The sequence below is a fragment of the Pseudoalteromonas aliena genome (genome assembly GCF_038155085.1).
In the GTDB taxonomy this organism is placed as follows: domain Bacteria; phylum Pseudomonadota; class Gammaproteobacteria; order Enterobacterales; family Alteromonadaceae; genus Pseudoalteromonas; species Pseudoalteromonas aliena_A.
In genome coordinates, this window is record NZ_JBAKAU010000005.1 from 56,766 (window position 1) to 69,255 (window position 12,490).

Below are 12,490 nucleotides of genomic sequence, written 5' to 3' on the forward strand. Positions count from 1 at the left end.
CGTTATGTTGCGTCGTCGCTTACGAAGCTCCCCCCCAAAAAACCAACATACGGAACGCTGGTTAGTTTCATATGCTGATTATATGACGATAATGTTTGCTTTCTTTGTTGTAATGTATGCTATTGCAATTAATAAAGAAGAAAACTTTCAAATCCTATCTGATTCATTGGAACAAGTTTTTGATAAATCAGCTCGCCAACAATCACAAACTGGTAAAGGGATTAGTGGTGATGGAATTCTAACGGATAGAGTGACTCCTGACGTTGAAGTACTATATGGGGAAAGTATTCAAAAAGAAGAGCAGGGACCTGAGTTACTTGATGGGCAGAGCAATACAAGCAATATTAATCAAAAGTATTTAGGGCAGCCTTTGGATAGTTTATTAAAAAAACTACAATCGGCGCTGATAGACGAAATTCGTTATGGCGAAGCAAGCTTAGAACTAAATTCAGATTGGCTTGTTATTGAATTAAGCTCTGGGATGTTATTTTCTAGTGCTAGCTCAGTACCTCACGCTCGAGCAAAGCAAGTCGTTAAAATTATCAAAGATATTATTGCTTCAGTCGATAATTATATAAGGGTGCGAGGTTATACTGATAACAAAACGATTAGTAATGAAATTTTTCACTCTAATTGGGAGCTTTCAGTTGCTCGAGCAACATCTATACTCGTAGAGCTAGAAACATTGGGCATTGACCCCGCTAGAATGGCGATAGAGGGCTATGGCCAGTATTCACCATTTGCTAATAACGACACTCCACAGGGGCGTGCAGAAAATCGCAAAGTTGTTATTGCACTTTCTAAGTACGGCTTACCACCAGAGAAATTGCCTAATAGTGAGCAATCTGACATTATTAAAAAGCCTAAAGCTGAAATAGAAATACCTTCGGACGATGAGGCAATAAAAATTATTCGTTTGCCTCATGGTGGTATTCGTATAACTACTCGTAGTGAAAAGTAACCAGGATAAAATGTGAAAATTTGGACTGTTGCAAATCAAAAGGGTGGGGTTGGTAAAACAACAACGGCGGTTAGCCTTGCTGGTATATTAGCTTTACAAGGAAAACGTGTATTGCTCATAGATACGGATCCCCATGCTTCTCTTACCTATTACTTTGGAATTGATTCAGAGGATTTAGAGGTGAGTGTATACGATATTTTCGCTCGTGGTGCGGGTATGCAAGGTGAAGAAATCCTTCAGGCTTTATGTCCATCTACGCTCGAAAACCTAGATATTCTTCCTGCAACTATGGCAATAGCTACACTTGATAGAAGTATGGGCAATAAGACAGGAATGGGGTTAGTGCTAAAAAAAGCACTTGCAAAAATTAGTGAACATTATGACTATGCTATTTTAGATTGTCCCCCCGTTTTAGGTGTACTAATGGTTAATGCTTTGGCTGCAAGTGAACGGATTTTAGTTCCCGTACAAACCGAGTTTTTAGCATTGAAAGGGCTTGATAGGATGATGCGTACCATGGAGCTGATGAAAACCTCCCAGGCGAAAGATTATCTTTATACTATAATTCCTACTATGTATGATAAACGTACAAAAGCATCGTTAGAGGCATATAAAACACTGCAAAACACATATACAGATAAAGTATGGTCGGGAATAATACCCGTTGATACTAAGTTTAGGGATGCAAGTTTAGCGCAAAAAGTACCAATAGAATATTGTCCTCAGTCACGAGGAGTATTTGCATACAAAGCCCTTTTAGATTATTTAATTGAGCAAGGTTAATTAATGAGTAAGCAACTATTTGCTAATGAAAAAGTGATGAAGCAGTACTTAGGTGCGTTGCTCTGTGAAGAAGAACCTATTGAAGAGTTAGAACCTGTTGCAAAACTTCTTGAAAATATATCTAGTGACCCTGTAGAAGAGCAAGAGTATCTAAAAGTAGAAGAATTAAAACCTGAAGAGAAAGTGTTTTCTGAAGAATTAACTGCACAAGAAGGCACATTGAACGTTAGTCATGATAAAGCAGTTGTAATGAATGCTGACCCTGTAAGTGGTACTGCTTTAGATATACAAGCTGAACATGAGTTATCGACTCAAAGCCAAGAAAAGTATTTTGATAGTGAATTTCAAGCATTGTTTTTTGAAGTGGCAGGATTAACTATAGCTGTACCTTTGAAAGCACTAGGCGGAATACACCAGCTTGGAGAGGTAAATCATTTATTTGGTAAGCCAAAATGGTTTAAAGGCGTTATGCTTAACAGAGATGAAAATCTGAATGTTGTAGATACAGCTTGTTGGGTAATGCCTGAAAAGTATGATGAGAAATTAGAATCATCACTTAACTATCAATATTTAATTACTCTGGGTGATAGCCGATGGGGATTATTAGCGGAAAAATTAATAAATAACATTACATTGAGTAAAGAAGATGTAAAATGGCGAACAGATAAAAGTAAGCGTCCATGGCTTGCTGGCGTTATTAAAGAAAAAATGTGTGCTTTGATAGATGTAGATAATTTAAATATATTATTAGAAAAAGGCTTAGATAGTCGTGATTAATAATCACCATTACGAGGGAACAGCATGAACGAAGATAAATTACTTTCAGCAAATAAAAATGCAGATAGCAATGATGAAATATTGCAATGGGTTACCTTTAAACTAGAAGAGGAAACTTACGGTGTAAATGTTATGCAGGTGCAGGAAATATTGCGCTACACTGAAATAGCTCCAGTCCCTGGAGCCCCTTCTTATGTTATTGGTATTATAAACTTACGTGGCAACGTAGTGACAGTAATAGATACTCGTTCTCGATTTGGCTTAGAAGCTGCCGAGGCCACTGATAATTCAAGGATTTTGATAATTGAAGCTGAAGAGCAGGTGATTGGTATTTTAGCTGACAGCGTTTCTGAGGTTGTGTATTTGCGTAGTTCTGAAATTGATAGTGCACCAAATGTTGGTACTGAAGAGAGTGCTAAGTTTATTCAAGGTGTTTGCAATCGTGATAATGAGTTGCTCATTCTAGTTGATTTAAACAAGTTACTCAGTGACGATGAATGGGATGAGTTAAGCGATTTATAAGCTTTATCATATAAATTATGCTGTTACTTAGTATATCAATTGCTGCGTTGGCGATAGGACTTATATCGTTAGCTTTAGTTATCGCCTTGAAAGGTAAACATACGCTTGAAGTTAGATCTGTCATACAGCAACTTAAAGATACTTCAGAGCAAACACATATTTTGCGTAGTGAGGTTTCGGAGCTTAGAACAGGGTTACTTAGTATCGGCAAGCGAGTGCTTGATGTTGAACAACAAAACCAAGATTTAATACAGCAGCAAGCAGCACAAAAATATGATGATCCAGAGGCGAAAATATACTCTCGAGCTGTAAAAATGGTTGAGCTAGGCGCTGATATAAATGAAGTCATACGTGAATGTGAGTTACCTAGAGCTGAAGCAGAGTTACTTTTCTCACTACATAAACAAAAAGGCGCTTAGCGCCTTTTTGTTTTTAATTGTCCTTATTTTAAAATGAGAAGCTAACTTTAGTATAGAAGTAACGGCCTCGCGGATTATGTACACCCGATGCATAGCCGTATAAATCAGCATCGCCATCACCAATTGCAAATGGTGGCTCTTCATCAAATAAGTTATTTACACCTAGCGATACTTTAGTTGAGTCGGTAACACGGTAAGATGTTTGTAAATCTACCAGTGTTTGCGAGTCAATCATACGTGATGTATTGCTATCAAAGTCTAAATTACCGTCAAAATTAATATCAGGGGTATCCTCAAACTCACCTACATAACTGATGTTTACGTTTGTATTAAACTCGCCAATTTCCCAATTTGTAGAGAAAATCCAGCGGTGCTCTGGATACCCATACTCTCCGGTGTAATCGCGACCATCTTTTTCAAACTTATCTTGGTATGCCCATTCTAAGTTAAATTTAAGTAGACCTAAGTCATCAAGTGAGTGACTGTAGTTAGCTGAAACATCAACCCCAGATACTTCTTGCGAAGAAACGTTTTCAAATGTGCTGTAAATTTTTTGAATTGTACCTAAGCTATCGCCACCTGTAGGTGTTAAACGCACACATACGGTACTATCTTGGTTATTACACTCAGAGTTATAAATTGGACCAAACTCTTGCTCATCAATTTTGTTATCTTGAGTGATACTCCATACATCGATGCTTAAACCAAACTCAGCAGAAGGCGCCCAAATAAAACCGACATTCCATGATTCTGATTCCTCAGCTTCAAGATCAGGGTTACCAGCAAACTCTATGTTGTAATCAAGTGCATCACAATCAAGGCCGGTTGCTTCACATCGGTATGTATCTACAAAGAATTGGCTTTCTTGAGATGGACCCAAACCAACTTGTGCCAAAGAAGGCGCTCTAAAACCTTGTGCCCAGGAGCCACGCACTGTGATTTCATCAGTAGGCGCCCAGCGAAGTGCTACTTTAGGGTTTGTTGTTGTACCAAAGTCACTGTAGTCATCGTAACGACCAGCAAGTTGTAGCTCTAAATTATCAGCAAGAGGAATGGAAAACTCAATATAGGCTGCGTATTGTTCACGATCTGCAGATGCAGATACAGATTCTGTACCAAATATTAAACCGCGTTGAAATTGATCATCAGGAATGTCATTTACATCCTCTTCACGATATTCAATACCTGCCGCCATCATTACTATTTCATCGCCAAAGCTAAATGCTTCACCTGTAATGTTTGCATCAAAAGAAGTCATGTGAGACTCACCACGACGAACCAAGCTTGTTGTAATACGCTCGATTACAGCAGGGTCGTTGTAGGTGCCGCCAAATGGATTGTAGTTTCCTGCATCAATTTCTTGTTGTAAGAAATCAGTGCGCACCCAACCTTGTGTTCTATCACCTGTTTGAAGAGATTTACTGCGGCCTTTTTGTACAGCAGTTTCCCAGCTCCAGTCATTAAATTCACCCCTAAGCCCTGCAACAAAGCGAAGAGTATCTGATTCAATATCCCATTGGCGTGCGCCAGCATCAACGGTACGGTATCGACCAATTTGAATATCTTCACCAAATGGGTTGTTAGGGTGGTTAGCTGGAACGGTTAAGCCTGCATCTTCATCAAGTGGGGTTGGGGCTCCGGCTGCAACAGATGTATTGTGTTGTACTGCCATTTCTAAAAAGCCTTTAATGCCATTATCAAAGTTATATTCAAATTGAGAAATAGCGCCCACACGCTCAGACTCTGGTGCAATATAACCGTATGGGCCGTAATCAAACTTACAACTACCATCGATAGTTGCATTTTCAGCAGGACAAGCCGGATCAATTGTTTTTACACCGTCTACATAAAAATACCCCGGGAAGCCACGAGTTGAGCGAAAATCCTGACCACCGTAAGGGGATTGATCTGCTGTACCTAATCTACCCATCTCATCAGATGATAGTGAGGTGTTTTTAAAGTAATCAATGATCACAGAAGCACTACTTTTCTCGCTAGTAGTACCCCATACTAAGCTTGCTGTTGTTTCTTCATAATTTGGACCATCAGTGCCACCGTAGCCTAAATTAACTTCAACACCGTCAATGTCTTTTTTCAAGATAACGTTTACAACACCGGCTACTGCGTCTGAGCCGTAAATAGCAGATGCGCCATCTTTTAAAATATCTATACGCTCAATCGCTGATACAGGAATGCTGTTAATATCTACAAATGAATTTGTGATACCTTCGGCAAATGCACTAATAGATACACGACGACCATTGATTAGTACGAGCGTAGCATCAGCACCTAAGCCACGTAAACTAACAGCAGCAGACCCATTTGCAGTTGAATCTTGGTTGTTACCACGTGTAGAGAAAGTACCGCTACCCGCTACAGGCATTCTTTCGAGGAGTTGTTGTAGGTTATCATAACCCATGTTTTCAATATCAGCTCTTCCGATTGATTGTACCGGAGAAGGTCCTTCGATATCTGAACGTTTGATTCGCGAGCCAGTAACTTCAATACGCTCTACTTTTTTAGCCTCTTCAGCAGCGTAAGTTGTTGTTGTAAAACCTGCTGAAAGTGCGATTGTAGCACCTGCAATTAAGCTAGGTGTAAATGCAGTTGATTGCTTCATCCTTAAGTCCTTGTTGATATGTTATAAATTTAGTTGCTCAATACCAATCCTTTTAAACTGTTAAATAAATCCAATATTTAAGCGGATTGATATAACAAGCGGGAACATTAATATCATGTAACTTAAGTGTTAGCAATTAGACTCAAATGTGATTTTAGTATGGTTTTTAGTGTGTTTTTGAATGATTTTAGAGCAGATGTTGTGTGCTGAAGAAGGTTGAAATAGGCGTGTAAGCTTTATTTTAGAAATAAAAAATACAGCCTAAATGAGAGTAATAATTAAATTAATTAATTCAAAATAAAATTGTAATAAATTATTTACATCTATACTCTGGATGAATAGTAGTTCTGTTGTATATTAATAAACAAATAATAGTTGATTTTTTAATAAAAAAAACGCCTAACTTAGTTAGGCGCTGTGCTTATACTTTGTGCTTCATTAAACGTTCTTTTTCGCGAGACCAGTCTTTATTTTTTCCATCTTCCCGTTTGTCATGCATTTTTTTACCTTTAGCTAAATGAAACTCTAGTTTCACCCAGCATTTTTTCCAATACATGGCTGTGGCTACCAACGAGTAGCCGTCACGTTCGGTTGCACCGACTAATCTATCAAGCTCTCTTCGGCTTAATAGAAGTTTTCGGTATCGCATAGGATCGCAAATAACATGGGTTGATGCGCTATTTAAAGGCTGAATTTGACTGCCTAATAAAAACGCTTCGCCATTTTTAAGGTGAATGTAAGTTTCTGAGATGTTTACCTTACCTGCTCGGATACTTTTTACTTCCCAGCCTTGTAGTTCAACACCTGCTTCAAACTTGTCGTGTAAAAAATACTCATGACGCGCTTTTTTGTTTAGCGCGATGGTATTACTATTCGATTTTGATGATTTGTTCTTAGCCATAGTGCCCTATAATATACGTATTAAGAGATGTTTTACATCGATTTTTTAATTCTGCATTTAAAATAATTAGGTTAATTTAAGCGCCATGAAAATTTGGGGAAACGCGTAAAGCTTGCTAAAATTCGCCCACACAGTTGGGAGTGAGTATGCCACAAATAGAAAAAAGTGCGCTGGTTATGTACAGCACCAAAGAGATGTTTGATCTAGTTAATGATGTAGAAGCTTATCCAGAGTTTTTACCTAATTGTTCAGACTCAAAAATTGTTTCACAGCATGATAATAACATGACAGCGAGCTTAGAAATATCTAAGGCGGGTATAAAAAAGTGGTTTACTACTGAAAATACATTTATTGATGAACAAACGGTTGCTCTTCGTTTAGTTGATGGCCCATTTAAAATGCTTCAAGGGCGCTGGCACTTTCAAGCATTAGATAAAACAGCGTGTAAAGTTAACTTAGAGCTTGAGTTTGAATTTTCAAGCAAGCTAGTTGAACTTGCATTTGGCAAAATATTTAATGATGTTGCTAAAAATATGGTGAGTGCCTTTACCCAACGAGCTAAGCAGGTTTACGGATCGCGATTATGATTAATATAGAAGTTGTATTTGCATTGCCTACTACGGCGACAAGTTTATCTATAGAAGTCCCACAAGGTACTACTGCTGAGCAGGGGGTTATTCAGTCAGGTATTATTGAAAAGTGCCCTGAAATAGACCCAACAGCACTAACGTTAGGCGTGTGGAATCGAACAGTCAAAGCTAACTACGAGCTAAAAGAGGGGGACAGAATTGAAATCTATCGTCCCTTAATTGCTGACCCTAAAGATGCACGTAGAAAGCGTGCAGAAAAAGCAAAAGAAGAAGGTCGTGCAAATAAAATAACTGGCGGACGGCCACTAGAGCGCTAGCTCGTTATAAAGGGTGAGCATGCTTATCGTAATAAAATACTAAGCATGCTTATCATTATAAAAGGCTATTGTTCAAGAGGTGTATTAAAGTTTTTTGGTTGCTCGTAATCACCAGAGAGTGTAACAAGCTTTTCATTTTCAAAGTTAATTATTAACTCTTTATGCTGCTCATTTTGGCGACCTTTATTAAAGCTGTAGACATAACGCCACGTATTTTTATCGAAAGCGTCTTCGGCAATGGGTCTACCTAAAACATAAATAACTTGCTCTCGAGTCATATTTACACGAAGCTTTTCAACATCAGATTGTTCTAAAAAATTACCTTGAGGGATGTTTATGCGATATACCCAGCTAGAGCAACCCGCTGCTGAGCTAAGTGTTAGAGCAACGATAAACCAAAGAGAAAAAGTTTTTAACGACTGCATTGTTAGTTGTGATCCTTATTTTTTATAATCTGCATGATACCGATTAGTCACTAAAGGTAAAACCCTTTTAAGTAATTGTTTTATGTTAAGGGTATTAAGGTAATGTTTTGACCACTAATAATGAAAAAAGTTTACATTGTATTAAGAAAACGACTCTTTCAAAGAGTGAGGTGATATGGTTTTTATACATAGTTGAAACACGTTTTGGGCATTGGTATACAGGAATCACTACCAATGTTGAAAAGCGATTGATGATTCACCAGTCTGGTAAAGGGGCTAAAAATCTTCGAGGTAAGGGGCCTCTGGTACTTATTCATCAGCAACTCGTAGGCAATAAAAGTGAAGCAAGCAAACTTGAATATAAATTAAAAAAATTAACAAAAGTGAGAAAAGAAGCCTACGTTGCATCATTTAAAATACGATTAGACTGTATTAGCTCAGATCCTGTCTGAACTAATACACTTTATTAGCTCAGATCCTGTCTGAACTAATACACTTTAATTGTCTCTCCAAACTTAAGATGAAGCGTGTTTTTTTGAGCAAAACCACCAATTTTAGGCTTGTAGAATTTTGCTCAAAGACGATATATGTAATACTGCTTAATGATGTTTTTCAAAAGTGGCGACAAGGGCATCTAGTGTTTGTGCACTATTAGCTAAGTCACGTATTGCTTGCTCAGTATTGATTTGTTCGTTCATTGCTTTATCGCTAATTTCACTTATTTGTTCTATATTTCGTCCCACGTCAGCAACCACATTACTTTGTTGCTCTGTTGCTGTCGCAATCAGTGTAGCCATATCATTGATTTTATTTGATGTTCCACTTATTGCATCTAGTAATTCAACAGAGCTTTGCATTGCTCCAACGCTCTGTTGTGCTTTATCTTTTGATTGGCTTATATCGTTAACTACATCGTCGGATATCTTTGTAAGCTCTTCAATCATAGATTGAATTTCGGTGGTTGATTGTGATGTACGATTTGCTAGTGCTCGCACTTCATCAGCAACTACAGCAAAACCTCTACCATGCTCACCCGCTCGGGCAGATTCAATTGCAGCGTTTAAAGCCAATAAGTTGGTTTGCTCAGAAATATCTCTAATTGAGTCAACAATACTTGCTATATCAACTGTTTTTTTAGACAGTAAAGTAACTTGCTCCGTTATGCCATCTATATCACTTGCCAGAGCTGAAATTGTGGATTGGCTTTGTAATACTTGTTTGTGACTTTGTGTTGTATTTTCTCTACTACTATTGGTTAGTTTAGCTGTACTTGCTGCGCTTTGAGCTATTTCTTGGACCGTGGCACCCATTTCGTTAATCGCAGCTGCGACTGAAATTGTTTGCTCTTTTTGATTATCAATTGCTTGTGAATTTCGTTTCGCTTGCTCAAATACATGATCAGAGCTTTGACGTATATCATGGCTTTCTCTAGCAACTTGAGTAATCGCAGTTTCTATTTTATTCATGAACTGATTAAAGCCATTACTTAGATTGTCAAGTTCTGGTTGGCTTGATTCTGGTAAGCGATACGCCAAGTTTGCATCGCCAGACCCTAAGCGTGAAAATAACTCAGCCATTTTAGAAAGTGGAGATGAAAGAGAACGAGCAAGTAAGTAACTAATCAAGCTAGCAACTAACGCAGTGATTACAGTAAAAGTAAATATTTGCCATTGTAGGGTGTTTACGCTTGCAAATACTTCACTTTTTGGCACTTGAGCTACAGCATATAAATCAGTATTTTTAATTGGGGTTGCAGCTATAAGAGTAGGTTCGCCATTTAAGTTAATTTCTTCTAGAGCAAAGCCATTACTATTAAATAGTTGGCTGTGGATATTTGCAGTATATAAATCGTCAATATTTGTTTTTGCTACTTTGCTGGCATCTTTATGCAGCTGAATCAACCCACTTTTGTCTGCAATAAATACAAAACCAGTCTTTTCAATTTTAAATTGCTGCAGCAGCTTTTGCATATCTGTAATGCTTTTAGCAAGGCCAGCTAAACCAGTTCCATTCGCTTGTTGATGATTTATAAACATTTTTACATCATTAGCTGATTCTTGGTAAATGCTAATCGAATAGGGGGCCTTAGATTGTTTAAATGCAAAAAACCAACTATCAGCAGCGTCATTTTTTAGTACACGTAAAAAGCCATTCTGGTTCCAGTATTGTGCAGTATCTCTATTTGCCCACGAGGCTGTTGCTAAGTTGAATTGCTTGGCAACACGGTTCAACTCTTTTAAAAGTACAGTATCGTCTTTATTGCTAGAGTGAGCCCATTGTAAGATAAATTCATTTGATGATAGTTGCTGTGCAGCACCTAGTAGTTCATTTATTTCACCGCCTACGCGATTGCTGATTGTCTGTAGTTTACTAGGTAGCTCTGATTCAATCATACGCTGTTCGATAATATCTTCGGAGCTGTGCAAGGAAGTCAAGCCAATCAGTGCAGCTACGCATATAGCTATAGCACTGCCTAAAGCCGTGATTTTTTGAGTAATAGAAAGATTTTGTATCGTCATGATATTAATTATTTTTACAACAAAATAGGGAGCTATATTAGCACATTATTCATCTTTCGCTAATTATCGCCATACATGAAAAAGCCCACAGCATGTGCGTGTGGGCTTGGTTTCTAACAAGCGAAACTGATAATTATACTATTTTTTTCATTGCTGACATGTAGCCGCGCAATTTAGCACCTATTTTTTCAACTGGGTGTTCACGAAGGGCGGCGTTAATTTGGATTAGTGTTTGGTTATCTACTTGATTACTTTGCTCGCCAAGACCTTTACCAATAACGTCCGTATCAATGCCCTTCATAAAATCAGCGAGTAATGGCAAGCATGCATGGTTATATAGATAACAACCGTATTCAGCGGTATCAGAAATAGTACGGTTCATTTCAAAAAGCTTTTTGCGCGCAATCGTATTTGCGATAAGCGGTGTCTCGTGAAGTGACTCGTAGTAAGCTGACTCTTCTATTATGCCGGCTGCTGTCATAGTTTCAAATGCAAGTTCAACGCCTGCTTTTACCATTGCGACCATTAAAATACCGTTATCAAAAAATTCTTGTTCAGAGATTTCTACATCGCCAGCAGGGGTCTTTTCAAAGTTAGTCTCTGCTGTTTCGCTGCGCCATTTAAGTAAGTTTACGTCATCGTTATTCCAGTCTTCCATCATGGTACGAGAGAAAGTGCCGTCAATGATGTCATCTTGATGCTTATTATAAAGCGGACGCATAATTAGTTTTAGCTCTTCACTTAGTTCAAATGCTTTTACCTTTGCAGGGTTTGAAAGACGGTCAAGCATGTTAGTAACACCGCCGTACTTAAGTGCTTCGGTAATTACTTCCCAGCCGTACTGAATTAGTTTTGATGCATAACCTGCATCAACGCCTTTTTCCACCATTTTATCAAAACATAAAATAGAACCTGTTTGTAACATGCCACATAAAATGGTTTGCTCACCCATTAAGTCAGACTTAACTTCAGCAATAAATGATGATTTAAGTACACCTGCACGGTGTCCGCCAGTCCCTGCGGCATAAGCTTTCGCTTGTGCTAAACCATGACCCTGAGGGTCATTTTCAGGGTGAACAGCAATTAAAGTTGGCACACCAAAACCGCGTTTATATTCTTCACGTACTTCAGAGCCTGGGCACTTAGGCGCAACCATTATTACAGTGATATCTTCACGTACTTGCATGCCTTCTTCAACGATATTAAAACCATGAGAATAGGCAAGAGTAGAGCCTTTTTTCATAAGCGGCATAATTGCATTCACTACTGCGGTATGTTGCTTATCTGGTGTTAAGTTAAGAACTACATCAGCTGTTGGGATTAGTTCTTCATAAGTGCCTACAGTAAAGCCATTTTCAGACGCATTTAAAAATGATTGGCGACGTTCAGAAATAGCAGATGCGCGTAATGTGTATGAAACGTCTAAACCAGAATCACGTAAGTTTAAGCCTTGGTTTAAACCTTGTGCGCCACAGCCGACAATAACTAGCTTTTTACCTTTAAGTACATCTACACCATCGGCAAATTCGCCTGCGTCCATAAATTCACATTGCGCTAATTGTGCTAGTTGCTCGCGTAAAGGTAAGGTATTGAAATAATTCGCCATTGTTAGTGTCCTATAAAATCATGTTTGTTAGATGCGCAATGTTTATTGCG

13 protein-coding genes are annotated in these 12,490 nt (G+C 38.3%); 8 read left to right on the forward strand and 5 right to left on the reverse strand.

Annotated elements, in window-relative coordinates; all coding sequences use genetic code 11:
• The first annotated feature begins 4 nt into the window (after window positions 1-4).
• From V6260_RS06905 to V6260_RS06925, 5 genes are read left to right on the forward strand one after another with little or no spacing between them, the layout of a single operon-like run.
• Complete coding sequence (locus V6260_RS06905; RefSeq protein WP_341593308.1) at window positions 5-961, forward strand: flagellar motor protein MotB; 957 nt, start codon at window positions 5-7, stop codon at window positions 959-961.
• Window positions 962-973: 12 nt separating this feature from the next.
• Entirely contained in the window at window positions 974-1,744 is a 771-nt protein-coding gene (locus tag V6260_RS06910; RefSeq protein ID WP_341593309.1) for a ParA family protein, read from the forward strand.
• 3 nt (window positions 1,745-1,747) lie between these two features.
• Window positions 1,748-2,521 (forward strand): chemotaxis protein CheW, encoded by a 774-nt coding sequence (locus tag V6260_RS06915; protein ID WP_341593310.1) that lies wholly within the window; start codon window positions 1,748-1,750, stop codon window positions 2,519-2,521.
• Window positions 2,522-2,545: 24 nt separating this feature from the next.
• Window positions 2,546-3,043, forward strand: coding sequence for a chemotaxis protein CheW (locus V6260_RS06920; RefSeq protein WP_341593311.1), 498 nt, complete (start codon window positions 2,546-2,548; stop codon window positions 3,041-3,043).
• A 17-nt stretch (window positions 3,044-3,060) separates the two neighbouring features.
• A complete protein-coding gene (locus V6260_RS06925) occupies window positions 3,061-3,462 on the forward strand; it encodes a DUF2802 domain-containing protein (protein WP_341593312.1) in 402 nt (133 codons plus the stop codon).
• 28 nt (window positions 3,463-3,490) lie between these two features.
• Here the strand turns inward: V6260_RS06925 and V6260_RS06930 are convergent, their stop codons facing one another.
• Both V6260_RS06930 and smpB read right to left on the reverse strand, forming a co-directional pair.
• Window positions 3,491-6,082: a TonB-dependent receptor gene (locus tag V6260_RS06930; RefSeq protein WP_341593314.1), complete on the reverse strand. Its 2,592-nt coding sequence runs from the start codon at window positions 6,080-6,082 to the stop codon at window positions 3,491-3,493.
• A gap of 421 nt (window positions 6,083-6,503) precedes the next feature.
• Window positions 6,504-6,983: an SsrA-binding protein SmpB gene (gene smpB, locus V6260_RS06935; RefSeq protein ID WP_058548460.1), complete on the reverse strand. Its 480-nt coding sequence runs from the start codon at window positions 6,981-6,983 to the stop codon at window positions 6,504-6,506.
• Between the two features lie 146 nt (window positions 6,984-7,129).
• On the opposite strand from smpB, the gene V6260_RS06940 reads away from it, so the two are divergent.
• Both V6260_RS06940 and V6260_RS06945 read left to right on the forward strand, forming a co-directional pair.
• Window positions 7,130-7,570 carry a type II toxin-antitoxin system RatA family toxin gene (locus V6260_RS06940; protein ID WP_058548459.1) on the forward strand — a complete coding sequence of 147 codons (441 nt, stop codon included), beginning with the start codon at window positions 7,130-7,132 and terminating at the stop codon, window positions 7,568-7,570.
• Window positions 7,567-7,890 carry an RnfH family protein gene (locus V6260_RS06945; RefSeq protein WP_341593318.1) on the forward strand — a complete coding sequence of 108 codons (324 nt, stop codon included), beginning with the start codon at window positions 7,567-7,569 and terminating at the stop codon, window positions 7,888-7,890. Before V6260_RS06940 ends, V6260_RS06945 begins: the two co-directional genes overlap by 4 nt.
• Before the next feature lie 65 nt (window positions 7,891-7,955).
• Here the strand turns inward: V6260_RS06945 and V6260_RS06950 are convergent, their stop codons facing one another.
• Entirely contained in the window at window positions 7,956-8,315 is a 360-nt protein-coding gene (locus V6260_RS06950) for an outer membrane protein assembly factor BamE (protein ID WP_341593319.1), read from the reverse strand.
• 107 nt (window positions 8,316-8,422) lie between these two features.
• On the opposite strand from V6260_RS06950, the gene V6260_RS06955 reads away from it, so the two are divergent.
• Window positions 8,423-8,767 (forward strand): GIY-YIG nuclease family protein, encoded by a 345-nt coding sequence (locus tag V6260_RS06955; RefSeq protein ID WP_341593320.1) that lies wholly within the window; start codon window positions 8,423-8,425, stop codon window positions 8,765-8,767.
• Window positions 8,768-8,914: 147 nt separating this feature from the next.
• Here the strand turns inward: V6260_RS06955 and V6260_RS06960 are convergent, their stop codons facing one another.
• Both V6260_RS06960 and ilvC read right to left on the reverse strand, forming a co-directional pair.
• Window positions 8,915-10,834: a methyl-accepting chemotaxis protein gene (locus V6260_RS06960; protein WP_341593321.1), complete on the reverse strand. Its 1,920-nt coding sequence runs from the start codon at window positions 10,832-10,834 to the stop codon at window positions 8,915-8,917.
• 133 nt (window positions 10,835-10,967) lie between these two features.
• Window positions 10,968-12,440, reverse strand: a complete 1,473-nt coding sequence (gene ilvC / locus V6260_RS06965; RefSeq protein ID WP_341593322.1) for a ketol-acid reductoisomerase — start codon at window positions 12,438-12,440, stop codon at window positions 10,968-10,970.
• Window positions 12,441-12,490 lie beyond the last annotated feature (50 nt).

Excerpts from the sequence above, each read along its gene's own strand:
- V6260_RS06905 (WP_341593308.1), top strand. The coding sequence starts at position 5 with ATGTTGCGTCGTCGCTTACGAAGCTCCCCCCCAAAAAACCAACATACG.
- V6260_RS06915 (WP_341593310.1), top strand. The coding sequence starts at position 1,748 with ATGAGTAAGCAACTATTTGCTAATGAAAAAGTGATGAAGCAGTACTTA.
- V6260_RS06920 (WP_341593311.1), top strand. The coding sequence starts at position 2,546 with ATGAACGAAGATAAATTACTTTCAGCAAATAAAAATGCAGATAGCAAT.
- V6260_RS06925 (WP_341593312.1), top strand. The coding sequence starts at position 3,061 with ATGCTGTTACTTAGTATATCAATTGCTGCGTTGGCGATAGGACTTATA.
- V6260_RS06930 (WP_341593314.1), bottom strand. The coding sequence starts at position 6,082 with ATGAAGCAATCAACTGCATTTACACCTAGCTTAATTGCAGGTGCTACA.
- smpB (WP_058548460.1), bottom strand. The coding sequence starts at position 6,983 with ATGGCTAAGAACAAATCATCAAAATCGAATAGTAATACCATCGCGCTA.
- V6260_RS06940 (WP_058548459.1), top strand. The coding sequence starts at position 7,130 with ATGCCACAAATAGAAAAAAGTGCGCTGGTTATGTACAGCACCAAAGAG.
- V6260_RS06945 (WP_341593318.1), top strand. The coding sequence starts at position 7,567 with ATGATTAATATAGAAGTTGTATTTGCATTGCCTACTACGGCGACAAGT.
- V6260_RS06950 (WP_341593319.1), bottom strand. The coding sequence starts at position 8,315 with ATGCAGTCGTTAAAAACTTTTTCTCTTTGGTTTATCGTTGCTCTAACA.
- V6260_RS06960 (WP_341593321.1), bottom strand. The coding sequence starts at position 10,834 with ATGACGATACAAAATCTTTCTATTACTCAAAAAATCACGGCTTTAGGC.
- ilvC (WP_341593322.1), bottom strand. The coding sequence starts at position 12,440 with ATGGCGAATTATTTCAATACCTTACCTTTACGCGAGCAACTAGCACAA.